Annotated in this window: 22 protein-coding genes and 1 pseudogene; 9 read left to right on the top strand and 14 right to left on the bottom strand. The window is 51.8% G+C overall.

The annotated features are described in order from the left end of the window. Window positions 1-72 precede the first annotated feature (72 nt). On the top strand, window positions 73-705 hold the full coding sequence (locus J2I46_RS01245) for a transposase (RefSeq protein ID WP_229379437.1): 633 nt from the start codon (window positions 73-75) through the stop codon (window positions 703-705). A 16-nt stretch (window positions 706-721) separates the two neighbouring features. On the opposite strand, the gene coaE is transcribed toward J2I46_RS01245, so the two are convergent. Next, a complete protein-coding gene (gene coaE, locus J2I46_RS01240) occupies window positions 722-1306 on the bottom strand; it encodes a dephospho-CoA kinase (protein WP_207327106.1) in 585 nt (194 codons plus the stop codon). A gap of 261 nt (window positions 1307-1567) precedes the next feature. On the opposite strand from coaE, the gene J2I46_RS01235 reads away from it, so the two are divergent. The 3 genes from J2I46_RS01235 to J2I46_RS01225 all read left to right on the top strand — a co-directional run bounded on the left by J2I46_RS01235 (window position 1568) and on the right by J2I46_RS01225 (window position 4775). Then, on the top strand, window positions 1568-2125 hold the full coding sequence (locus J2I46_RS01235; protein WP_310588973.1) for an RNA polymerase sigma factor: 558 nt from the start codon (window positions 1568-1570) through the stop codon (window positions 2123-2125). Window positions 2126-2514: 389 nt separating this feature from the next. Continuing rightward, on the top strand, window positions 2515-3642 hold the full coding sequence (locus tag J2I46_RS01230; RefSeq protein ID WP_207327105.1) for a hypothetical protein: 1128 nt from the start codon (window positions 2515-2517) through the stop codon (window positions 3640-3642). 14 nt (window positions 3643-3656) lie between these two features. Beyond that, window positions 3657-4775: a hypothetical protein gene (locus J2I46_RS01225; protein WP_207327104.1), complete on the top strand. Its 1119-nt coding sequence runs from the start codon at window positions 3657-3659 to the stop codon at window positions 4773-4775. On the opposite strand, the gene J2I46_RS01220 is transcribed toward J2I46_RS01225, so the two are convergent. The 12 genes and pseudogenes from J2I46_RS01220 to J2I46_RS33660 all read right to left on the bottom strand — a co-directional run. After that, window positions 4772-5419 carry a Pycsar system effector family protein gene (locus J2I46_RS01220; RefSeq protein ID WP_207327103.1) on the bottom strand — a complete coding sequence of 216 codons (648 nt, stop codon included), beginning with the start codon at window positions 5417-5419 and terminating at the stop codon, window positions 4772-4774. The two genes, J2I46_RS01225 and J2I46_RS01220, sit on opposite strands and share 4 nt — an antisense overlap. A 141-nt stretch (window positions 5420-5560) precedes the next feature. Further along, window positions 5561-6961 carry a PQQ-dependent sugar dehydrogenase gene (locus J2I46_RS01215; RefSeq protein ID WP_207327102.1) on the bottom strand — a complete coding sequence of 467 codons (1401 nt, stop codon included), beginning with the start codon at window positions 6959-6961 and terminating at the stop codon, window positions 5561-5563. A gap of 156 nt (window positions 6962-7117) precedes the next feature. After that, complete coding sequence (gene acs, locus J2I46_RS01210; protein WP_207327101.1) at window positions 7118-9028, bottom strand: acetate--CoA ligase; 1911 nt, start codon at window positions 9026-9028, stop codon at window positions 7118-7120. Window positions 9029-9303: 275 nt separating this feature from the next. Then, window positions 9304-11217, bottom strand: coding sequence for an AMP-binding protein (locus J2I46_RS01205; protein WP_207327100.1), 1914 nt, complete (start codon window positions 11215-11217; stop codon window positions 9304-9306). A 97-nt stretch (window positions 11218-11314) separates the two neighbouring features. Beyond that, window positions 11315-11683 (bottom strand): response regulator transcription factor, encoded by a 369-nt coding sequence (locus J2I46_RS01200; RefSeq protein WP_207327099.1) that lies wholly within the window; start codon window positions 11681-11683, stop codon window positions 11315-11317. A gap of 20 nt (window positions 11684-11703) precedes the next feature. After that, window positions 11704-14427: a sensor histidine kinase gene (locus tag J2I46_RS01195; RefSeq protein WP_207327098.1), complete on the bottom strand. Its 2724-nt coding sequence runs from the start codon at window positions 14425-14427 to the stop codon at window positions 11704-11706. Continuing rightward, window positions 14420-14632, bottom strand: coding sequence for a hypothetical protein (locus J2I46_RS01190; protein WP_207327097.1), 213 nt, complete (start codon window positions 14630-14632; stop codon window positions 14420-14422). The genes J2I46_RS01195 and J2I46_RS01190 overlap by 8 nt, the downstream gene beginning before the upstream one ends. Window positions 14633-14715: 83 nt before the next feature. Beyond that, entirely contained in the window at window positions 14716-14937 is a 222-nt protein-coding gene (locus tag J2I46_RS01185; RefSeq protein WP_207327096.1) for a DUF6814 family protein, read from the bottom strand. A 39-nt stretch (window positions 14938-14976) separates the two neighbouring features. After that, window positions 14977-16560 (bottom strand): MFS transporter, encoded by a 1584-nt coding sequence (locus tag J2I46_RS01180; RefSeq protein WP_207327095.1) that lies wholly within the window; start codon window positions 16558-16560, stop codon window positions 14977-14979. 46 nt (window positions 16561-16606) lie between these two features. Further along, entirely contained in the window at window positions 16607-17950 is a 1344-nt protein-coding gene (locus J2I46_RS01175) for a DcaP family trimeric outer membrane transporter (protein ID WP_207327094.1), read from the bottom strand. Window positions 17951-18051: 101 nt separating this feature from the next. Then, a complete protein-coding gene (locus tag J2I46_RS01170) occupies window positions 18052-18327 on the bottom strand; it encodes a helix-turn-helix domain-containing protein (protein WP_207327093.1) in 276 nt (91 codons plus the stop codon). A gap of 45 nt (window positions 18328-18372) precedes the next feature. Continuing rightward, window positions 18373-18471: pseudogene (locus J2I46_RS33660) on the bottom strand (transposase-like zinc-binding domain-containing protein); the annotation flags it as partial. 276 nt (window positions 18472-18747) lie between these two features. On the opposite strand from J2I46_RS33660, the gene J2I46_RS01165 reads away from it, so the two are divergent. The 4 genes from J2I46_RS01165 (at window position 18748) to J2I46_RS01150 (ending at window position 23047) form a co-directional block, all read left to right on the top strand. Continuing rightward, the gene (locus tag J2I46_RS01165; protein ID WP_207327092.1) at window positions 18748-20337 is read left to right on the top strand and encodes an FG-GAP repeat domain-containing protein; all 1590 of its coding nucleotides are present in this window, start codon (window positions 18748-18750) and stop codon (window positions 20335-20337) included. 108 nt (window positions 20338-20445) lie between these two features. Then, window positions 20446-21441: an MBL fold metallo-hydrolase gene (locus tag J2I46_RS01160; protein ID WP_207327091.1), complete on the top strand. Its 996-nt coding sequence runs from the start codon at window positions 20446-20448 to the stop codon at window positions 21439-21441. 81 nt (window positions 21442-21522) lie between these two features. Next, window positions 21523-22494, top strand: a complete 972-nt coding sequence (locus J2I46_RS01155; RefSeq protein WP_207327090.1) for a helix-turn-helix transcriptional regulator — start codon at window positions 21523-21525, stop codon at window positions 22492-22494. Window positions 22495-22552: 58 nt separating this feature from the next. Then, window positions 22553-23047 (top strand): GyrI-like domain-containing protein, encoded by a 495-nt coding sequence (locus J2I46_RS01150; protein ID WP_207327089.1) that lies wholly within the window; start codon window positions 22553-22555, stop codon window positions 23045-23047. Between the two features lie 53 nt (window positions 23048-23100). On the opposite strand, the gene J2I46_RS01145 is transcribed toward J2I46_RS01150, so the two are convergent. Next, window positions 23101-23910 carry a sterol desaturase family protein gene (locus J2I46_RS01145; protein WP_229379433.1) on the bottom strand — a complete coding sequence of 270 codons (810 nt, stop codon included), beginning with the start codon at window positions 23908-23910 and terminating at the stop codon, window positions 23101-23103. 90 nt (window positions 23911-24000) lie between these two features. On the opposite strand from J2I46_RS01145, the gene J2I46_RS01140 reads away from it, so the two are divergent. After that, window positions 24001-24918 carry an alpha/beta fold hydrolase gene (locus tag J2I46_RS01140; RefSeq protein WP_229379431.1) on the top strand — a complete coding sequence of 306 codons (918 nt, stop codon included), beginning with the start codon at window positions 24001-24003 and terminating at the stop codon, window positions 24916-24918. Window positions 24919-24978: the final 60 nt, after the last annotated feature.

The following is a 24978-nucleotide window of genomic DNA, read 5'->3' as shown; positions in this document are numbered from 1 at the left end:
CACCCGAAATCGGATCCGACCCCGTACATTGGCCAACTAACTGATTTACTGACTATCTAAACCAATCAGGCCATGTCTCGCCAATCCATTACACCCCGCTTTGCCAGTTTGATGGTGCTTTGCTATATACTAGGCTGTTCCGGTTGTGGAAGCAGCAACGAAACGAAAGAAGATGACAGCGCTTCTGCTTCGCTGGGCGGCACGCTGAATGCCGTTCAGGAGATGGCCAAACAAGCCGAAGAGACGCAGCAGAACGGGCCTGTTGAAACAGTTGATTTTCGAAAACTGAAAGACATGCTACCTGCCGATGCTGCCGGTCTGACCCGCAAAAGCGCTAATGGAGAGAAAAATGGGATGGGCGGATTTACTTTCTCAACCGCAACAGGTGAGTACGAAAATGAGGATAATTCACAAAATATTGACTTGGCAATTGTTGATACGGGTGGTTCTGGGGCGATGATGGGCATGGCTGCCTGGTCGATGATTGAGATGGACAAAGAGACAGAATCCGGGTATGAGAAAACAACAAAAATTGGCGATAACAAAGCGTTTGAAAAATACGACAACGCCAATAAATCAGGAGAAGTAGCCGTACTTGTCAAAAATCGCTACATCATAACCGTGAAAGGGAGAGGCGTGGAGATGGCCAAAATCAAATCTGTTCTGGATGACGTTGACCTCGAAAAACTAGGTGCAATGAAATAGCGGATCCTGCGCAGCATCACTGACGGAATAGTTCATCCAGGCGTAAAATTTGTGGTATGAGCAATGCTGAATCGTCATTCGTAAGGACATAATCGGCCAGTTGAAGTCTGGTGTCATCGCTGATTTGCCGATCAATGATCGCTCTTATTTCTGCCTCGCTCCGTTGCGGATCGCGTAGCCGAATTCGCTGAACGCGCAATGCCAGTGGAGCCGTGACAACAATTACCGCATCAAGGTCATTCTGATCACCAGCCGCCCGCATTAGCGCAGCTTCTTTCAGCACGTACGGACTCGTTTGCTGACGTACCCAAGTAGCTGTGTCAGTAGCAACACGCGGATGAACGAGCGCATTAAGCGCCAATAGCTTATCCGGATTGCCAAAAACCTGAGCGGCCACAAAGGCACGGTTATAGTTTCCAAGTTGATCATAGGCCTGAGCCCCCAGCAGCCGACTGATATCCGCCCGCAGAACGGGATCATGTTGCGTAAGCCATTTGGCGCGCTCATCGGCTACGTAAACCGGAATGCCCAATAATTTAAATACCTGGCAAACCACGCTTTTTCCAGATCCTATCCCTCCGGTTACACCTATTTTTTTCATTGAATGCCGTGCATGTTGTATAGAATTATGGTCGTTCACCAACTAAAAGGCATGAATTAAGGCTTAAATAATGATTAGGTAAATCTAAAGTTTGATTTTGCCCCATTTTAGTACAAACTTTAGAACATATACACATGCCAACAGTATTGCCTTTTAATTTATATTAGTCCCGTTTACGCATAATTCCTTTAAAACACTTTCTCTATATGTGGCCTATAGTTTACTTCGTACTTTCACCAAACTAATCAAGTCTTGTATGTGATGATGACAGCCTCAGTGACAAAAGATGAAGATTTGATACGCATGTATCTGTCGACACACAAGAACATGTATTTTGAAATGCTCTACCAACGGTACGCCGGTAAAGTCTTCCGACGATGTTACTCGCTAACCAAGTGCAGCGCAAAAGCTGAAGATTACACGCACGATATTTTTCTTCGAGTTCACACTAACCTCAATAATTTTAAAGAACGATCCACCTTTTCGACCTGGCTCTACTCTATATCATACAACTACTGTATGGATCAGATAAGACAGGGTAATCGAATGACGACAGTGACCATTGACGAAGAGCTGGCCCATATGATAGCCGACGAGTCAGACACTGAGCAGCACGAAGAACAATTACAAACGCTGACCCTCGCCATTCAAACGATTTCCAATGAAGAAGTTAAGTTGCTTGAATTGAAGTATGAACATGATCTCGATATAAAGGAGATCGCCCGGCGGTACAATTTAAAAGACAGTGCCGTTAAAATGCGATTAAAGCGTACCCGTGACAAGATACGCGAACAATACACTTACCGCCTGAATTTTTGAGTGACTAAAACGAATTTACTCCGGGATTTGTGTCGTGTACCAACAGGTACAAGCCTCCTTCACAGATCATACCGGGGACTTTGATTACCAGTACGTTTTCCCGTATGAGCAGCCCAGCGCTGCCACTGCTCAGGATGAGCTCCATTAGTTTGTTGTCGAGCTTTCCTGCTCCAACCACCCAGTTCTTCGGGCACGCCCAGCGTGACTTTTTCCGTTAAACAGGGCCAAATACTGGCCCTGTTTTCTGAATAAATGATCATACAACAGTACAGCGTTGGGGCGTCAGCATCTCTTAGCCCTCCCGTTTCCCATCTCTACGGTTCTGCCCGCAAAAATCCTTTGGCAGCCACATGCCCACCTAAACGGCTTGTTCTGTAAATTGAGCAGCGATGAAACTGACTGCACTTTTTTTCCTTCCGCTTTTTTTGAGTCTGCTGACCTTGCCTGGTGCCAGCATAGCTCAAACAGACAGTACTGGCCAGCATAAAGCAATTAACTCAGGTACGTCCTTTGCTCCCGCTACCAAAAACAAAACAACAGACCTCTTCCTGCGCGAGGATCCGCTTACGTTCACGCTCACGGCCCGAATGCAGAACATTGTTCGCGACCGTACTAAACCTAAAGACGACTCCTTGTCCATCAAGCATGCAGCCCTGTTGACGTATACAGAGTTGGCGAAAGCCGAAATGGTAAGCCTGCCACTTACCCTGCTTGTCCGCGGCAATTTTCGCCGGAATGCCAATAACTGTGACTTCCCACCCCTGTATCTTGATTTCCCCAAGAAAAAAACAAAGGGCACCCTCTTTGCTAAACAGAACAAGTTAAAACTCGTAACCCATTGTCAGGCAGAAGATTACGTAGTTCGCGAGTACATTATCTACAAGCTCTACAACCAGGTCACCGACCTTAGTTTTCGTGCCCGTCTGGCTCGCGTTAGCTATGTGGATTCGTTGCGAAAGCGGCAAACAGAAACCCGCTGGGGTTTTTTGATTGAAGACGAAGACGACATGGCCAAACGAAACGGGGCAACCGAGCTAAAAAAAGGAGTTGAAGCCATTGCGGCTGATTCGCTTTCGATGGCTCGGCTGGCAGTGTTCGAATACATGATCGGTAATATTGACTGGTCTGTTATGTATCGGCACAATGTTCGGCTGGTCACTAAACCAGAGAATAGAAAGCCGATGGTAATTCCCTACGATTTCGATCATGCAGCGCTGGTTGATGCTCCGTATGCCCACGCGCTCGAACCGGATAACACAACGGGCGTTCCCGAGCGCCAATACCGCGGCCCCTTGTATCCGGGTTGGCTACTAAAGCAGGTCTTTACGGAATTCAACACGTTGAAACCCAAGTTTTACGCACTCTACGAGACCGATAAGCGCCTTAATCGGTCGTATGTGAAGCAGACCCTGCGTTTCCTTGACGCCTTCTATGCCGTTATCAATGACCCTGCTGCCGTCAGAAATAACTTCTTCAACGGAGATACCGGCGGTATTCTGTTCAGCAGCTTCAAGTAACAACGACCCTCACCATGAAATCAATTCTATCCCTGATAAGCTACCCGATATTACTTGTTCTCACGTTCGCTTCACTGAATGCAGCTGGCCAGACTGACTCACTAGCCTCAACCAAGCAGAAAAAGCTAAAGACTAAAAAAGCACCGGAGGTGAAACCACTTTTCACGACCGATGATGTGTTATCGCTGACTATTACGGCCCGCATGCAACCGATACTTCGTGACAGGATTCCGCCGAAAGCAGACGAAAAGGGACTAAAACATCCCGCGATGCTGACTGTAGCGGCTGATTCAGGCGGCACCGTGCAATTACCGATCAACCTTCAGGTACGTGGACATTTCAGACGTAGCTCTGCCAACTGTACATTCCCGCCTCTATACCTGACCGTTCCCAAGCAGCCGGCCAAAGGCACACCTTTTGCGAAACAATCGGCGCTGAAACTCGTGACCCACTGCAACAACGAAGCCTACGTTGTGAATGAGTATCTGGTCTACAAACTGTATAATCTGTTCACCGATCTGAGTTTCAAGGCCCGTCTGGCGCAGGTCACCTACGCCGATTCGGCGAAAAAACAGGCGATTTATTCCAGATGGGGCATTTTGCTGGAAGATGACAGCGACGTGGCTAGACGAAACCGATCGAAGGTGTACAAAAGCAGGTATCGCGCCGAGAACTGCGATACACTCGCAACGGCTACCATGGCTATTTTTGAGTACATGATCGGCAATACGGATTGGTCGGTGGTTTATCAGCATAACGTTCGCCTGGTTACCGATTCAACCAAAGCCCGGCCGCTACCAATTCCGTATGATTTTGACCACTCGGGAATTGTGGCGGCGCCTTATGCCAAACCTGCTGAACAGCTCAATATTTCATCCGTACAGGAGCGGCTCTACCGTGGGCCTATCTACCCTCAATCTGTGCTAAGGCAAGTAATAGCCCGGTTCAATACATTAAAGCCACAGATTTACGCGATTTACACAAACGAAAAGCGGGTGGAACGTGGGTACGTTAAACAAACGCTCGCCTACCTCGACGATTTCTTTGCCTTGATTAATGACCCCCAAAAGGCGCGAACCGTTTTTCAGGACCCTAACGGCCGTGGTGTGCAGATAAAAGGCCTGGGTAATTAACGATTGAGCAACAACACGATTACGCAGCAAACCACCACCACCGAAAAGCCGATCATGAAAAAGCTGTAAGCGATCGTGAGCAGCCGGTATTTCTTGATAAGCACCCGCCCCTGCGCATATATATTATCGATCAGACTATTGTAGAGCCGTTTGTCATCGTCGATCAGATCACGTAACTGCTTACGATACTCAGCAGCCGTTAGCTGGGTGTAGTCGCCGAAAAACAGCAGATCAATCGGGCGTTTGCTGGCGGGGTCGTCGGCCCCATCCGGGGCCATTTTCTGCTTGAGCGAAAATGTGGGCTTAGTGGCGAAAATTGATATCACTACCGTAATAAGCGAAACGAGCAGCAGCAGAATTTCAGGAATCAGCAGCCGTTCCATGCCGGTTACTGGCTTCAGGAACGACGACATCGTGATCGAGATCAGGATAGCATTGATCGAAATCATCAGGTTCGCTTTCCGATCGGCCATTTCGCTCAGCCGCAGGTGGTTGGCCAACGTGGTGCGAAACATGGTTTCTACGCCTTTGCTGGCTTTTTTCTTTTTCTTCTTCTCTTTTTTGGCCTTTTTCTCGGCAGCCTCATCAAACGGCGCTATTGCCTGCGTGTCGTGGATGGGAAGCGTGGTTTCGGTCGGAGTCATGAGCGCGGAGCTTTGATTCAAAGATAAGAAAAAGGGCTCCAGGGTTGCAGCAGTTAAAGGGATAAGTGGCCACTGAAATTGGTTGTACGGTCAGTTTCGGTAACCAAAAAAAAGGCCGGGCATCTAGCCCGGCCTTTCTCCTTACTGATTCACCGGCAACAGCCGGAATACGTACCCAGGGTCTTCAACCGAGACATACAGATACCCATCCGGCCCCATATCTACGTTCCTGAGTCGACCGATATTCTTCAGGATAGTCTCCTGCTTGACGATCTTATTGCCCTCCAGTACACAGCGATTCAGGTATTGAAAGCGTAGAGACCCAACCATCAGATTGTTTTTCCAGCCGGGGTATTTAGCGCCATCAACAAAAGCCATTCCGCTGGGGGCAATGGACGGGAGCCAATACGTGAGTGGTTGTTCCATGCCTTCTTTAGCTGATAGGTTCGTAATCGGTTTGCCATCGTAGTTGATGCCGTAGCAGATAACCGGCCAGCCATAATTAGCCGCTTTTTTAATGATGTTTACCTCATCACCCCCTCGTGGACCATGTTCGTTCGTCCAGATTTGCCCGGTTGCCGGGTTCAGGGCCATTCCCTGCGGATTTCGGTGGCCATATGAATAAACGGAGGTACGTTCCTTTTTCTCATTGAGAAACGGGTTATCGGCAGGAATCCGCCCATCGTCGTGCAGACGGTGTATCTTACCGGGACCCCGGTCCAGCGATTGTGGATTTTCTTTTTCGTTGCCGCGATCGCCTACGCTCACATACAGAAAATTCTGCTTATCGAATTTCAATCGCGAGCCATAGTGGTGACGCGTTTTTGAATAGGGCAGCGCTTCAAAGATAATTTTCTGATCGGTCAGCGCATCGCCAACTAGTTTAGCCCGCATCACGGCCGTGGTAGATAGTTTATCGCTCCCCTCCTGCCTGAATGCCGAATATGACATGTATACCAGCTGGTTTTTAGCGAAATCGGGATGCAGTTCCACATCAAGCAAACCGCCCTGACCTTCAACCAGTACCATAGGTCCACCGGTCAGTTTGGTTTTCCGATTGGCCTTATCAACCCGGTACACATCGCCCGCCCGGTCGGTAATGATCATGCCACCATCGGGCATAAACGCCAGTCCCCAGGGCGATTTCAGTCCGCTGGCTACGGTATCCAGTTTAACGGTCATTCCCTCCGTCGTGAATACGTTGGACGTAGGTTTACTGGTGAATTTATACTGGTCAACGTTTTTCAGGCTTTCCAGAATCAGATCGGCCATTTCGCTGATTTCTTGCTCATTCAGGGTCGGGCTCCAGGTTGGCATACCCAGATCGGGGTAACCGCCCGTGATGCTTTTCACCAGATCACTCTTTGCCTTGCCGTGCTTCCAGTTACGATCAACGAACGCTTCCACTTTTTCACCGTGGCACGACGAGCAATACTGTTCGTAGTTTTCGCGGGCCGTTTTAGCCACAGGCTTTCGCTCGGTCAGGAAACTGCTTAAACAAAACACAGCAACAAAGGCCGCACAGATAGTATACTTTAACATGGTCGAATCTGGTTTGCCTAATAATAGTGTTTCCACCTGGTTTCTACTGGTAAAGCAGTCATGCATGTTAATTATCCCATTGGCTGACGGGGTTAAAAACACAGAATGCCGGACAGTACTGCCCGGCATTCTGATTATTCCCGACTGAGTAATTCTTTATAACGCGCCAGCCTTGATTTCATCCACTACTGCGGGATCGAGTAGCGTGGAGGTATCGCCCAGGTTACCGGTGTCACCTTCGGCAATTTTACGCAGGATACGACGCATGATCTTACCGGAACGCGTTTTGGGAAGCCCCGATACAAACTGGATTTTGTCGGGTTTGGCTATGGGGCCGATAACGCGGCTGACGGTGGCCAGAATATCGCGCTTGGTCAGGTCGGCGTCGTGGTCGTCGGGGAACTGATCGGCAATCACGTAAGCGTAAATACCCTGCCCTTTTATGTCGTGCGGATACCCAACCACGGCGCTTTCAACCACACCAGTATGCATGTTGATCGCGTTTTCAACTTCGGCCGTTCCTATCCGGTGGCCCGAGACGTTCAGCACATCATCGACTCGTCCGGTAATTCGATAATACCCATCTTCGTCGCGCAGGCAGCCGTCGCCGGTGAAATAAAGGCCTGGGTACGTGGCGAAGTACGTTTGCCGGCAACGTTCGTGGTCACCATAGGTGGTTCGAATGATGCCCGGCCACGGAAACTTAATGCAGAGATTTCCACTGACTCCGTTGCCCTCAATTTCTTTTCCGTTCTCATCAACCAGAATTGGCTGCACACCCGGCAATGGCAGAGTGGCGTACGACGGCTTCGTGTGGGTGATACCTGCCAGCGGAGATATCAGAATACCACCCGTTTCGGTCTGCCACCACGTATCGACAATTGGGCAGCGGTTCTTGCCAATATTATCGTCGTACCAATGCCAAGCTTCTTCGTTGATGGGCTCACCTACAGATCCAAGCACTTTCAGGCTGCTCAAATCCTTGTCTTTCACCGGATCGAGACCAAAACCCATCAGCGACCGAATGGCCGTTGGAGCGGTGTACAACACGTTAACCTGGTGTTTATCAACTACATCCCACATCCGGCCGGCGTCGGGCCAGGTCGGAACGCCTTCAAACAGTAATGTTGTGGCCCCGCAGGCCAGCGGGCCGTACACAATATAGCTGTGGCCCGTGATCCAGCCAATGTCGGCCGTACAAAAATGAACGGGAGCGCGCTCGCCAACCGGAGCCTCGTACTGAAACACATTCTGGAAGGTGTAGGCCGTATAGACCATGTAGCCGCCGCAGGTGTGTACCACGCCCTTGGGTTTGCCCGTACTGCCCGACGTATACAGGATGAACAGCATATCTTCGGCGTCCATTTCCACGGCGGGGCAATCAGACGTAACGTGTTTTAGCTCCTGCTCCATCCATACATCGCGGCCTTTCAGCATAGCAACCGGTGTACGGGTGCGGGTCATCACGATCACGCGTTCGACCGTTGGGCAGCCGATCAGGGCGTCATCCACGGTTCCTTTCAGCGAAATCTCTTTATTCCCCCGATACGATCCGTCGGCGGTGATGATCAATTTGCACTGGGCGTCATTGATCCGGTCGGCAATGCTCTGGGCGGAGAATCCACCAAAGACGACTGAATGAATGGCACCGATTCGGGCGCAGGCCAGTACGGCAATGGCCAGTTCCGGCACCATCGGCATATAGATACAAACCCGATCACCTTTCACTACGCCATTGCGCTTCAACACGTTGGCCATCCGGCATACCTGCTCGTGCAGCATGCGGTAGGTAAGCGTCACGCCGGTTTCGGCAGGGTCATTGGGTTCCCAGATCAGGGCGGGCTGGTCGCCGCGCGTGGCCAGATGGCGATCCAGACAATTTTCGGTGATGTTTAGTTTACCGCCAACGAACCACTTGATGCTGGGTTCCTCAAAATTCCACTGCAGAGTTTTGGTCCACGGCTTACGCCACTGAAACTCCTGGGCAATTTCCGCCCAGAAGGCTTCGGGGTCCTCAACGCTTTTTTGGTAAGCGGCCTGGTATTGATCGTAGGTTTGGATACGCATGGATAATGGATGATTTACTGGGTTTAAAAGTACTAGCATCGACCGACTTTAGGTTTGATCGATCCTATCAAACTTGCTTATTTAGTATAGACAATTCTTGACATTCTGCCATTACTACAGAAATTCCAGGTAACGGTAACCGGTCAAACGTCAGGCAATCAGCGGGGTACGTGATCTGGAAGTTTCTTCCCAAAAAACCCCTTTCACCGCCGGAAAGCACCATTTTATCGGTCATATACGATATGAATACCGGTTTCTGCTCACTGGCAACGTACCTAGCTATCGAATCGGATACCGATCTGATGACTGGCCAACACGGTGCTGATCTCGTCCATAATGGCCGGGTCATCTATAGTTGGCGGAATAACCACCGACTCGCCATCGGCTAGCTGACGGATGGTCTTGCGCAGAATTTTTCCGGAACGCGTTTTCGGTAATCGCTTCACAACTACGGCATTCCGAAAGCTGGCTACGGCACCGATATGCTCACGAATACGTGTTATCAACTCGCGTTCAAGCTGAGTGGGGTCAATGGTTTGGCCATCTTTCAGTACAACCAGCCCAACGGGACGTTGCCCGCGGAGGTTGCAGGCAATGCCCACCACGGCACATTCGGCCACGGCGGGGTGCGAACCCACGACCTCTTCCATTTCGCCGGTCGACAACCGATGGCCCGCTACGTTAATTACATCATCTACGCGGCCCATAATGAACACGTAGCCGTCGTCATCAACGTACCCACCGTCGCCGGTGAGGTAATAACCGGGGAAGCGGCTGAGATACGATTCCTTAAAACGGGGCGTATCGTTCCAGAGAGTTGGCAAGCAACTTGGGGGTAATGGTAGTTTCAGGCAAACATATCCTTCCTGATTCGGCCCTAGCTGCCGCCCATCGTCATCCAGGATCTGAAGATCATAGCCACAGACGGGTTTCGTGGCCGATCCCGCTTTCACCGGCATGGGCTCAATGCCAAGCTGATTCGCCACCATGGCCCAGCCCGATTCGGTCTGCCACCAGTGATCGACCACAGGTACGTTCAGCGCTTCCTGCAACCAGTTGAGTGTGGGCGGATCGCAGCGTTCTCCGGCAACGAACAGCGCTCGTAGCGATGACAGATCGTATTGATGCCGCAGACTTGCCTCGGAATCTTCTTTCCGGATCGCCCGGAAGGCCGTTGGTGCCGTAAAAAAAACGTTGACCTTGTATTGGTCAATTATTCGCCAAAACGTGCCTGCATCGGGCGTACGTACGGGTTTCCCTTCAAACAGTACGGTTGTGCAGCCGTGAATAAGCGGCGCATAGACAATGTAACTGTGCCCCACAGCCCAACCCAGATCAGATGCTGCCCAGAACACATCGCCGGGTTTTACACTGTATACGGCCTCCATACTATACGCCATCGCCACGGCATGGCCGCCGTTATCCCGAACAATCCCTTTTGGTTTGCCGGTGGTGCCTGAGGTGTACAGAATATAAAGGGGGTCGGTTGCCATGAGTAGCACCGGTTCCGCAGGTTGTGCGTTGGCGAGCAGCGTTGCCCAGTCGTGGTCGCGGTGCGTATGTAGTTCAGCGTGACATTGGGGTCGTTGCAGCACCACGCAATGAGCGGGCTGGTGCGTGGCCAGCGCCAACGCTGCATCAAGTAATGGTTTATAAGGAACTACGGTTGCAAACTCGATACCGCAACTGGCCGAAAGCAGTACATGCGGGCGCACATCGTCAATGCGAACGGCAAGTTCTGGCGGCGCAAATCCGCCAAACACTACCGAATGGATCGCCCCAAGGCGAGCGCAGGCCAGCATGGCAAAAACCGCCTCGGGCACCATCGGCATGTAGATGACCACGGTAGTTCCTTTTTCAACACCTAATCCGCGCAGCAAACCGGCTAACTTTGCCACCTCATCGCGGAGTTCCAGGTATGTGTAGGTACGTACCTGACCCGTCACAGGCGAGTCGTAGATAAGGGCTGGCTGGCTGGCGCGACCATGCGCTACGTGGTAATCTACAGCCGCGTAGCAGGTGTTCAGTTCGCCATCGGCATACCAGCGGGTCAGTCCGTCGGCATCGGTGGTCAGAATCTGATCTGGTATGCGGTACCACGGAATACGGGCCGCCTGCATGCGCCAGAATTCGGCGGGGTCGGCAAGGCTGCGTTGATGCTGCTGGCTATACGAGTCGGTGGGGAGCATTGGGCGATGTAGTTGTTTAATTCTCTGAACATGTAGGTGGGCATCTTGCTCCAAAACCCCATCAACCACACTGGCCCAGGCAGACCCACGATTGGTGTCAATTCGTTGCAATCAGACCATTTATTTTCTGAACCAGTTCACGGGTTGAAAAAGGTTTGGCCAGATACAGATCGGCCCCGGCCTCATAGCCCGCGCGCACGTCGGCTTCTTTACTTTTGGCACTCAGGAAAATCACTTTCATGGCCTTATAAGCTGGTTCTGTCCTAACGTACCGGCATAGTTCCAGGCCATTCATGCGGGGCATCATCACATCGAGCAGCAACACATCTGGCTGTTCCTGCTGAATCAGGTCTTTGGCTTCCTGACCATCGCGGGCAATGAAAACGCGGTGACCTTCCTTCTTCATCAGGAATTCCAGCGAGAGCAGAATATTGGGTTCATCGTCGGCAATCAAAATCGTTGTCATGGTGCGAATACGTTGAGTAGTTAGTGCTGATTTGCTGACGATGCCACGGGTATCTGAAACGAAAACGTGGCTCCTTCGCCTGGCAGGCTATGTACGCTGATTTGTCCGCCGTGAAGTTCGACAATTCGTTTCGCAATGGCCAACCCTAATCCGCTGCCTGTTGGTTTATGCAGGCTGGTGGTGGTTCCTTCCCGCTCCGATGTCTGGCCCTGACGGTATTTTTCGAAAATCAGTTCATGAAATTTCGGGTCAATACCCATCCCATTGTCGTTAATACTTACTTCACACGTACCTGCCTCACAATCAGAACGTACTACGACCCACCCACTCACGGTCGGCGCAAACTTAACAGCGTTAGCCAGCAGGTTGATCAGTGCCTGCATTAGCCGGTCACGGTCAACGTAAACGTTCGTGGCCTTGCAGTTCAGGTACGTATCGATCCGCACCGTTTTTTCGACGGCCAGCGGCCGAACAGCCTCCACGGCATCGCTCACGAGTTCATCAATACTGGCTTCTTCCTGCACAAATCGGTACCGCCCCGACTCCATCCGTTCCAGATCAAGCACCTGATTGATCAGCCGGGTCAGCCGTTCTGATTCCTTGATCACTGTTCCCAAAAAATGCGTTTGTGTGTCCCGATCCATGTCGGGCGTATCATGCATCAGTTCAACCAGCGCCCGAATAGACGTAATTGGCGTCCGGATCTCGTGCGTAATGGTCGACACGAAATCGTCTTTCTGGCGATCAGCTGTTTTTAGTTGCTCATTGGCGTCACTGAGTTCCCGGGTTAGTCGCTGCAACTCTTTATTGACCGACACCAGCGCCTGCGACTCTTTTAGAATCTGGATCACTTCGTTCGACGCGATAGGGTCTTCCTGCGTGATGGACGCAACGGCGATACGGGCCGAAGCCGTACCGATTGCTCCCGACAACAAGCGTTCGGTATAGGCCACAAAACGCGGGTCAGCCGGTGTTTGCTGTTCGTTTATTCGGTTCCGGCGGGCATACCGCTTCAGCACCCGCTGAGCATGATCTGTTCCAAAAAATGAAGCAAGCAGCCCTCGAAGATCGCTCAGCCTGGCTTTCCCTTTCCACACTATCTGACTATCTTTCCCCTGGGAACGGTACTTAAAGACGTCAACAAATAGAACGGCCTGCTGTTGTTCAAGCATCGGCTGTGATCGACTTACCGATCCCCACACGTACCCAAGCGAATTGAAGAGCAGCGACCAGAAGAACGAGTGTGCAATTGGGTCGAATTTCGACAGCCCCATCAACGCCTGCGGATTCAGCCACCCCAATCCGGCCGGGCCAACCGTTAACCACGATGCCGGAATCCAGCCCACCGGTACCAGCGTCGGGAGGATCAGCGTATACAGCCAGATAACCAGACCGGCGACCAGGCCAGTCATGGCACCCGATTTACCACCCTGTTTCCAGAACAGGCCGCCAATCATGGCAGGTGTAAACTGCGCCACGGCGACAAACGAGATGGTGCCCACCGATACAAGCGAGAAGTGGCTCGACACGCTCCGGTAGTACCAGTAGGCCAGCAGGAGCAGCGAGAGAATAGCCATCCGCCGAACGTTGATCACAAATCGGCTCGACGCAGTACCGAACCAGATATTCCAGCGCGGTACACCCACCAGCAAGGGCATCACCACATTATTGGAAATCATGACACTCAGGGCAATCGTTTCCACGATGATCATGCTGGTAGCGGCCGAGAACCCACCCAGATACGCCAGCAGGGCCAGCCCCTGTTGCCCGTACTGAAGCGGCAACGTCAGCACGTACCCATCCGCATCAAACGAGGCCGCGTTCAGGAGCAGTTTTCCACCAAATGCAACCGGAATGACAAATAGGTTGATGAGCAGCATGTAGAGCGGAAACAGCCACATGGCTTTACTGACGTGGCGCTCGTCGCTGTTTTCAACCACCGCCACCTGAAACTGCCGGGGTAGAAACAGAATAGCTATGGCCGAGAGCAATGAGTACCAGAACCAGTCGGCGGTGGTATGGCCCGCGCCAGTGGTAAATTCCTGCTTCAGAACGGCCTGCTGACTGGCGTGCCTGAAAATATCGGCAGGGCCATTGAACAGCCCGAACGTGACGAAGATCCCCACCGCCAGAAAAGCGATCAGCTTCACGATCGATTCGAAGGCCACGGCCGTTACCAGCCCTTCGTGCCGCTCGGTAGCTTCCAGCTTACGCGTTCCGAAGAGAACCGTGAAGACGGCAAGCAACAGCGTGATATAAAACGCTTTATCGTTGATGAATGACCCCGACCTACCGGTAACCTGACCTGTCAGCAAACTAAAGCTACCGGCAATTGCCTTTAGCTGAATGGAAATATAGGGAATCAGACCAACGACACAGATGGCCGTCACCAGTACACCCAGCGTCCGGCTTTTGCCGTAACGGGCCGAGATGAAGTCAGCAATACTGGTGATACGCTGTCCGTTACAGATGCGAATCATTTTACGCAACAGGATCCACCAGATCGGGGCCGTGATGGTAGGGCCGATGTACATGGCCAGGAACTCCATGCCTTTCGAGGCCGCCAGCCCAACACTGCCGTAGAACGTCCAGGCGGTGCAGTACACAGCCAGCGACAAGGCATAGATGTACGGATTGTTTGCGACGCTTCGTTTGCTTTTCCCCCGATTTTCAGCCCAGTAGGCAACCGCAAAGAGCAGGCTCAGATAGATGAGCGAGCAGACCAGCAGCAGAATGTTACTCATGTGCCTGCTCAGACTCGTCGGTATGCCGGGTTGTGTGCAACACCCAGGCCGACAGCCCAATGGTTACTGCCCAGACAGACAGCACGTAGACGAACAGCACAGGCACACCGCCAACCAGCACAGGCCGGTCGGCAATTGACAGAATCGGTTCATTCAACAGAAGAACAGACAGCACACAAATGATAACTAAGCGCGTGGTTCTCATGTGGTTCAGGTTACGGTGGGCACTAAAAAAAGTCGGAACTCATACTGGCCTCAACCAGTACAAGCCCCGAACCTAACTGCTGGTTACTCTTCGTTATATTCCCCCTGAAGGGCATACAGGCCAAAGCGAACCAGGCCTCCCACAATTATGGGTAGCAAGACGAAGAGAATAATGATGCCGAATACCAGGTCATCTGATTTGCCGGATGTCAGCTTTGGTAAGCCGAAGAACATAATACCGTAGTATCCGCAAAGGGCGGCCAATGCCAGCCAGACAATGCCTAAATAACGCCGAACTGCGTCCATAGTAGTAGTGATTTTAAGGTTGTTAAGACGTACAGTATATTAATCGACCACGCGGCGGGAACTGCTGATGTATACTAATCCGATAGCCAGACTGACGGCCGTGATGATGATCGGGTACCAGAGACCTTCCAGGTAAGGAGCCGAATAGGGAAGTACACTCCCTGCTTTTTCAGCCGCCACGTTGGCTTCTTTAGCACCCGTTGCCAGGTACGTTGCCACCGCTGGCAACAGGCCCCCAAACACGCCGTTACCGATATGATACGGCAACGACATGGAGGTGTAGCGAATCTTGGTCGGGAACATCTCTACCAGAAAGGCAGCAATCGGGCCATATACCATTGTTACGAAAATGACCTGGATAAACACCAGCCAGATCAATGACCAACGATCTGTATCATTGACAGTTACAGTTTTCTTTACTTCCGGTTTGGCGGGTTCGGCGGCAGGGTCTGCCGTGATCTTCGTTTTGGTCACCTCCGCCAGTTTTGTGCCGTCGGTATACTCTTTCTTTACCGTAACCGTCTTGATCTGACCGCCTTCTACCTTTGGATCGGGCACCGTTTTTTCGTCCGATGTCATACTGCCAGCCACTTCCTGTTTGGTCTTCAGGTTGGTTGTCTGGTACATTTTTTCGTAGATAGTCCGGTACGACAGAATGGCGACCAGCATACCGACCATCATGATTCCTTTCCGCCCAATCCGGTCAGACAGCCAGCCGAAAAGCACGAAGAACGGTGTACCCATCAGCAGCGCAATAGCCATCAGTTCGTCTGATTGGAGCGCATCGACATTACAAACCGTTTTGATAAAATTCATGGCGTAGAACTGCCCCGTATACCACACAACCCCCTGGCCCATCGTGGCACCAAACAGAGCCAGCAGGACAAACTTGAAATTGTATTTGTTGCCGAAGCTCTCTTTGAGGGGGTTGGTCGATCCCTTACCTTCTGCCTTCACTTTGGCAAACAGAGGCGACTCGTGCATATTTTTCCGAATAATGTACGAGATGAATACCATCACAATGGATACAAGGAACGGCACCCGCCAGCCCCAGTCGTCAAAGGCTTCCTTTGAGAGCGATTTGCGGGTGATCAGAATAACGAGCAGCGAAACAAACAGGCCAACCGTTGCTGTAGTCTGAATCCACGACGTCCAGAAACCTCGCTTATCCGATGGCGAATGCTCGGCCACGTAGGTGGCCGCACCGCCATACTCCCCGCCCAGCGCAAGCCCCTGTAACAAACGCAGGATCAGCACGAGCAGCGGTGCCCAGAAGCCAATGGTTTCATAGGCCGGAATAAGCCCGATCAGGAAGGTAGCGCCGCCCATCAGCATCAAGGTTACCATGAACGTGTACTTGCGTCCGATCAGATCGCCTAGCCGGCCGAAGAACAGAGCGCCGAACGGGCGAACAACGAACCCCGCCGCGAACGTGGCGAGTGTTGACAGAAAAGCCGCGGTCGGGTTGCCTTCCGGGAAAAATTTGGTGGCTAGTACGACCGCCAGCGAGCCGAAGATGTAAAAGTCATACCACTCGATAAGCGTGCCGACCGACGATGCGCCGATCACACTGATCAGTGATCGCGTGCTCGACGCTTTGACAGAGGATTGTTCAGTTACCATGCGAAATTGAAAAGGTGAGAAAAGGTTGTTGGTTAGGTACGTACGGTTAAAATGAGAAGACTGTCAGGAAGAGTAAACGGGAGTTAACAATCGTTTCTGTATTGATAACTTTTGAATCTGTTGTCGATGTACCGAAGGCAGCGGCTGTATATTCATACTCAGCGCCAATTTTGAACTTACCAGCTATGAATTCCAGTCTGGGCGCAACGCGTATCAGGTTATCAAGGCCGGTCCGACCAGTCAGGCCAATTCCCCGACCATAGGCGGCTATGGCGTTGGCACTGGTTCCGCCGTTTTTGCAGTAGCCTACAAATAGTCCGGGAACAACCGTTTTACCGTTGCCATGAATCTCGCCCCAAACAGAGGTGATCTCCGTTGGCTTATACGATGATTCTACCGTTGGTGCTGCTGGTGTACCGTAGGCCAGATATCCGCCCAGCATGACATGATCGGTCATGTTCGAGCCAGATACTGCTTCCAGCTTCATGGTCGTTTTGCGCCCAACCAGTTTCAGGTATCCCATGATGGCACTGCTGCCTACCAGAGCATCGCTGGCAGCAAGGGTTGCCCCTGCTCCCGTCGATAGCCGTGGCCGGATTACTTTGTAATCGACTGCCACTCCAGCCAATACGTTACTCTTTTTCAGCTGAAGCTGCGCGTGAATATTCGGTATCGACGAGTTACGGACATATTCCGAAGAGCTACCGTTGATGCCACTACTGGTAAAGTCGCGCTGGGCAATGACGGCCGTGATCAGGTACATGTCTTTTCCGATCATGTTGGTCATACGGATCTGCGGCGACCGGTTAAATGGCTGGAAGGGAATACCCGTGTTAAAATTAAGTACGCCCGGAAAGCATTCGGGTACAAACAGCGGATGCCAGTATTGTCCAAACGCCAGTTGTGTTTTGGCCCAATCGAGTTTAGCCCAGGCATGGCGCAGACGAACTCCGCCAACGGCGGCATCCGACGGGCCAAACCATTCCATTTCCAGTATACCCGATGTTTTGGCCCCCCAGGCATCGGGGCCGTTGAAGCTGACACCTAACCGGCTGTTGATGCCCAGCATATTCAGGTTTGCCACGGCGTTGATGTCTTTTCCGGCGGCATCGAGCTGTTGATCTTTTGGCCAGAGATCTACCGATGCTTCGCGCAGGTTGACCGTCTGACGGGAATCCCAGGAAAAATCGTTGCGTACAAAACCGTAGATTTTCACAAACGGAGCCGGGGCTTCAACCGGCTTGGTTGCCGGGGCTACAGCCGTTGCAGCTGCGGGGCCAGCATTTGACGGGGGCGGCGTCTGTGCCTTCAGCGTGGACGTTAGCAGGCTCAGACAGAGCACACTACAGATGCTGCCGGTTGGCCAGTTTACGGATGATGAAAAGTACATAAGTTACGGGGGGCTTAGTTGCAATTGACCCCCCAAAACACAGTGCTTTCCCGTTATCCATCAACTGATTCCTATAGATATGGTAATCGCTAGAGATGCCCTCACGCCCTGAAGCGTTCCCACCGAATGAGCATAAACTTGTCGCCAAGTTCAGTAATGATCATGCCAGCGCCCGCCACGTTCTCCGGCTTACTCATAAACTCGGTTAACTCACTGTGATTAAACACTTTATAAGTTGGATGATAAGCCAGATTCTCGGGCACTTTTATCTGGTACTTCTTTACCCAATTCATCACCGACACATGACTGACACCCAATAACCGCTCAATCTCCCGCAGGCTGACCCCTTCTATATACAGCTGAAGGGCTTTTATCACATAATAGGTGCTAATTCCCTTCCCTACTTTATCAACCGTGAAATTATAGGAACAAGCCTTGCATTTAAACCGCTGTCGACCCGCAATAATACCATTTCGCACAGCTGTAACACTTTGGCACTTAGGACATTTTTGCGTTGCCATATCCTGAGATCGATCATCTATAGTGGTTTAGCAAATATATAGCAATTTAGCGTTTTTCCTCAAAACTATCTTAGAATAGTTAAAATATAGGCAAGTAGAGACTACCGGAAGGAGTAACCACCGGGGGCCAGCGACAGCCATTCGTTTTCGCGTTCTTCGACGCTTTTATCAGGGAGCTGCGTAAACTCAGTTCCTACGCCGCTTTAGTTTTAATCAGGGTGGGTACGTGCGACCTGCCAGCCGATTACCCTATTTTTGGGTAGTTATCTCAGACCTATGCTACGTTCTTTCCGCTCAACTACGCTTTTTTTGCTCATGCTGGGTCTGTTGGCGGCCTGCCAGTCGCGACAGCCAGCCACCACCGTTCCTACTACTCCAACAACGGCTTCTCAATTAACAGGTAAACAACTGGCAACAGCCTACTGTGGCAATTGTCACCTGCTTCCCGACCCATCCTTACTGCCAAAATCCATCTGGAAAAACAAAGTGTTGCCCCAAATGGCACTACGGCTTGGTTTCTCCATCGATTCCATCTCGCCCTTTGTCACGGTAGCTGACCCTGACGAGATAAACCGGATTCTCCAGTCGGGCGTATTTGCCGGGTCGCAGCTTTTACATACCGATGACTGGAACAAGCTTGTTCAGTATTACGTCGACAGGGCACCGGTTAATCCACTGCCTGCGCCAGCTAAACCGGCCGTGGAGGTTGGATTACCACTATTTACTCTCCGTACCTCGCCACAACGGATTCACGCCTCTACAACCCTGCTTCGCTATGACCAGGCTGCCAAACGAATTCTGGTCGGCACAGAAAAGGGGAAAGTCTACATGTTGGATAATGCATTGCGGGTCATTGATTCGACGCTTGTCGGTTCAGCACCTACTGATATTCGGCCAACTGCCGATGGGTCGTATTACCTGCTGACATCGGGCGACATGGAGCCCAATGACCTGTTGAAAGGCAAGTGGCAACCCATCAGTTTCCGGGGTCATCCAGGTACGTTGACCACCCCCTCAACCATGCCGGTGGTTGATCAGTTAGGGCGGCCAGTTGCGGCAGCAGTTGGTGACCTGACCCAGGACGGTCAGGAAGACATCGTGATTTGTCAGTTCGGGAATTACAGCGGTGAACTGACCTGGTTTGAACGGCGTGGCTCAAGCTATTTTCCGCATATGCTGGACCCCGTTCCCGGGGCCCGGCGGGCAATCATTCACGATGTGAACCAGGACGGACGACCGGACATTGTGGCACTACTCTCGCAGGGAAACGAACAGATTGCGGTGTATTACAATGACGGCGGTGGCAAATTCACCAAAGACATTCTGCTGCAATTTCCGTCGGTATACGGCTCCAGCTATTTCGACCTCGTTGATATGGATAAAGACGGCGATCTGGATATCCTGTATACCAATGGCGATAACGGCGATAAATCATACTCGTTGAAAGCGTATCACGGCGTTCGGGTCTTTCTGAACGACGGTCGGTTTACTTTCAAGCAGTCACTGTTTTATCCGCTCTACGGCGCTACACAGGCCATTGCCCGCGACTTTGATCAGGATGGCGACGTAGACATTGCGGCCATTTCCTTCTTCCCAAACTACGACACGAAGCCAGTTGAAGCCTTCGTTTTTCTGGAAAATCAGGGAGCGATGCACATGAAAGCCAAAACCTTTCCGCACCCCGAACAAGGCCACTGGCTTGTGATGGAAGCCGCCGATGTTGATCAGGACGGCGACGATGATCTGCTCCTCGGCTCATTCTCTCGGGCCATAACCCCAACCCCACAGACCTTATCTAAAAAATGGTTCACTGATGGAAAAGGCATAGTACTGCTTGAAAACCAGTTGCGACACACGAAGCAGTAGGCGGCAACGTACCCAGCCAGTTGAGTTGGCGGCAAGAGACACGTTAGCTAAGCCGAATAAACATGAGGCAATTCTATAGGTTAACTAGTCTTACAACGACTCAATCTTATGGATACCCAATCATTGGAACGCCCTGCAGTTCAAAGTGAGGCTTACGACCTATCAACTTATTCCGTACCAGAACGGTCAACCCCATATGATGTGGCCGACGATGTGTTCGGCATTAAAACATTGTTTGTCAACGTGTATTTCGTGGGTAAGCCAGGTATTGGTGAGTCGTGGAAACTCGTTGACGCCGGCTTCATGGGTTACACCGATGCCATCAAGCAACGGGCCGAGCAACTGTACGGTCAGGCAAATCCTCCCAAAGCCATACTCCTGACACATGGGCATGCCGATCATGTGGGTACGTTGCATAACCTGCTGAAACTGTGGGGCAACGTACCTGTCTATGCGCACGCACTGGAGCGGCCCTTCCTGACCGGACTCTCCAGCTATCCACCACCCGACCCCGCTATTGGCGGCGGTGGCATGTCGCTTATGTCGTGGGTTTTCCCGATCGGCCCGGAAGATTTCAGTGAGGTGCTGGTAGACATTCCAGCTTCCGGGAGAATCGATGAACTGCCGGAATGGCGGGTTATTCATACACCCGGTCATGCGCCCGGCCATGTTTCTCTATTCCGGGACAAAGACCGGACCCTACTGGCTGGCGATGCGTTTGTGACCACGAATCAGAATTCGATCTCGTCGGTTATTAACCAAACGGAGGAAGTTCATGGACCTCCCGCCTACTTCACCTGCGACTGGGTAGCGGCCGAAGATTCCGTCCGGAAGCTCGCCCTATTGAATCCTATGAAAGTGGGCACTGGACATGGCGTGTCTATGCACGGCCTGGATTTACAGCTGGAACTGGGGCGGCTGGTCAGTAAATTTCGGGAACGGTCTATTCCATCTGAAGGCAGGTACGTTAAGGAAGCGGCTCAGACCGACGAAAACGGCATCATTTCGATGCCTGAGCCTACGTCTTACACTGTTGCACGGGCAATTGGTATCGGCATCGTCGTTGGGCTGATTTGGGGTCTGTATCGCTCCGTACGTAGCTGACGCTTTTGTTGTAGTTTCGTGACTCGCACGCTGCGGTGCCGTTCGTGGTTGCTCCGCAGCGTGATGACCACCCCTAACGCCATGAACCGCATCGACCGACTGACGGCCATCCTGATTCATCTACAAAGCAAACGGGTTGTGCGGGCGCAGGACCTGGCCGATCGATTTAGCATCAGCCTTCGCACCGTTTATCGAGACATTCGGTCGCTGGAGGAAGCAGGCGTTCCTATCGGGGCTGAAGCGGGTGTTGGCTACTTTCTGGATGGGTACCACCTACCGCCGGTCATGTTTACCAATGCCGAAGCCAGCGCACTTGTATTCGGCGCCAAACTGGTTGAACGAATGGCCGATCTTTCCCTGAGGGAGCCCTTCGAATCGGCACTTTTCAAAGTAAAATCAGTGCTGAAGAAAGCAGAAAAAGAGCATCTGGATGAGCTTGAGCCGTTGATCAGCGTGTCTAATTACCGCCGACCTACCCCGTTTTCCGATCAGCTGCTGAATCAGATTCAGTCGGCCTGTGTGCAGCAGCAGGTGTTGGTTATCGACTATCAGACACCGTATAACACCGCACTGACCACCCGTGAGGTTGAGCCCATTGGCCTCTATCACTACAGTTCAGGCTGGCACCTGATCGCATTTTGTCGACTACGTCAGGATTACCGGGATTTCAGAACCGATCGTATCCGGCAGATGACTACCACCGGCAAGCTCTTTTCCCGTCAGTCTCTGCTGTCGTTGCAAGGCTACCTCGACCGGATGCGTGCATCGAGGGATATGAAAGACCTGACAGAGGCCGTTATCTGGTTCGACAAAAGAGCCGCCCGTTTCACTGAGCATCAACGCCTGGATTTTGGCTTTCTATCGGAAGAAGTACAGGAAAACCGTGTGAAGATGATTTTTCTGACTCAATACCCCGAAGGTCTGGCCCGCTGGTTGATGATGTTCGGCAACGGCGCCACAATTGACAAGCCTGTTCGGCTGAAACAACTGCTGATTTCACTGGCCGACGAGATCAGCGCACATCACGGACAGCCGCAAACGCTGCTGACATAGGGTTGTCACCATCGCCGTCTAGTTTTGGTCTGGCTGTTCACCAAAACAATACAGACTAATGACAACTACAAGCCCTTCTATTTCCGACAATGCCCTACCTGTCATCGAGACAGTTCCATTTATGGCCCTGACAGTCAGTTTACGGGCCAGTATGGCTACCCTTGCCGTGCAGGGAATGGCAGCCGACAGGCAGGTACGTGCCGAAGCCGCCCGTCTTGGCCTCAACACGGCCACGCCCTCCCAGTGGCTGTACACCGGCCTATCCGGTCACCCCGATGATGAGTTCGATCTGGAAGTTGCGTTGCCTCTGCATGAGCCGGTTACGGGCACACCGGGTGAATCATTCGCCATTCGTAACGTACCCGCGTTTCATTGTGCACAGTACACATACGTAGGCCCCTGGTGTAATCTTGGCGATGTTTACGATACGCTTTTCATCCAGTTCTACGCCGACGATCATGTGTATGATGGTCGAATCCGTGAACGCTACCAGCTTGTAGACCTGGAAAATCAGGAACGTTGCATCACTGATATCCAGATTGGCATAGCCTGATCGATCACGTACCCGGCCAGTGTACATGTGTTGGCTGGGTACGTACCGCTGTGCTAATCACTCGTGACAAGCTCCCGATCAGCAGCAACTACTTTTTTCTCCGTTACCCGTGCAAAAGCCGCGTCATAGTCGGGCCGGGTAGTGCCCATCCATTCATCCCAGAAGCGGAAATAAAGACCATAATTGCCCTTAAAATACTGATGATGCTGGTTATGGTTCACCGACGTGTTCAGCCATTTAGCGATCCAATGGCGGTTCCAGCTAGCGGGAAACAATTCCCAACCCAGATGGCCATATACGTTGTAAACGATCATGAAAAACAGAAAGGCCAGAATCGTGAACGGGTGAAGCGGTAACACGAATGTAGCCAGAGGCACAATGGCCGCTTCAACGATGGCTTCGAGCGGGTGAAACGCATACGCAGCCCAGGGCGACGGGTTGGTCGATTTATGGTGAACCAGATGGGTGGCCTTAAATAACAGGGGATGGTGCATGGCCCGGTGTGTCCAATAGAAGTAGGTATCGTGCAGGAAGATAAGCCCCACGAAAGAAAGGAGACCATAGGCAGTACCGTAGTCTGCCCACTTTGAGTACAGCAGGTTGTAGTGTTTACTACCCGTTATAAACATCAGCCAGGTGACGCCCGCAAACACCAGCGTGGTACTTATAGAATAAAGAATTTCACGCCGGTAATCGGCTGATTTCGGAAAACGGGGCTGAATTTTTTTATACGCAAAAGCAGCTCGTTTCCAACCGTAAAAAATCGCGAAGAAAATACCGGCTACCAGCAAATAACGCAGCAGGTGCGTCATCCAGACAGCTACCATTCCCCAACCAGGGTAAGATTTCAGGAGCGTGTTCATAGTTTGGCAACAGTAATTCTTCGGGGTCAGTTTCCGTAGGATAATGACAAAAAAGCGAAACGTGCCGGATGAGCTTTCATATATATGACTATGAACTGTGTCCGGCTTGGCTCCGGCAAACCCCTCCTGCTGATTCACGGCATTGGCAGCAGCCACCACTCCTGGGATTTGATCGTTAACGAGTTGGCCACCCAGCGTGAGGTGATCGCCGTTGACTTACCCGGCTTTGGCGACACGCCCCCATTAGTGGGCGAAACAACGATACGAACCCTCGCCGATGCTGTCACTGACTTCCTGCGCGAAGAAGATCTGCTCGGCATCGATGCCGTTGGCAGTTCAATGGGCGCTCGGCTTGTGCTTGAACTGGCCCGCCGTGGCGGCGTACTTGGCACGGTTATCTCGCTCGATCCCGGTGGCTTCTGGCAAGGTTGGGAGATTCCGTTCTTCTATTACTCGGTTCGGCTCTCGGCGCAACTGGTTAACAGCCTGCAACCGTTTCTGCCGTCATTAACGGGTAACCCAATCTCCCGGTCGCTGCTTTTTGCCCAGTTTTCGGCGCACCCCTGGACCATACCTGCACCCATTGCGTTACAGGAACTCCGCACATTCACCCCCACACCTACGTTTATCGAATTGCTTGATAACCTGGCACATGGCGAAAAACAACAAGGTGCATCGGCGGGCTCGATTCAACAGCCACTTGTCATTGGCTGGGGTAAACAGGATCGGGTTTGTATCCCCAGTCAGGCGAAACGGGCGCACCAACTCTTTCCTGACGCTCAACTACATTGGTTTGACAACTGCGGCCACTTTCCTCAACTCGACGCTCCCGAAGAAGCAACGAACTTAATTCTCTCAGTGACTGACGGCACATACCTACCACAGGAATCGACTCTGGAAACAGAAGTTATGCTAACCCATAAAGAGCCTGATACGCTCCTGATCAGTGTTGGCACGGCCGTGGTTGTTGCCAGTTTGATCATTGCGTTCCGGTTTGCAACACGCTAGAAAGGCTTACGAACGTGGCCCATCGATTATTGTCCGTGGGCCACGTTTTTTACCTTTGTC

This window comes from Fibrella forsythiae (assembly GCF_017353175.1).
GTDB lineage: Bacteria > Bacteroidota > Bacteroidia > Cytophagales > Spirosomataceae > Fibrella > Fibrella forsythiae.
Note: the sequence above shows the minus strand (reverse complement) of the source record. Positions and strands in the feature narration are given on the sequence as shown.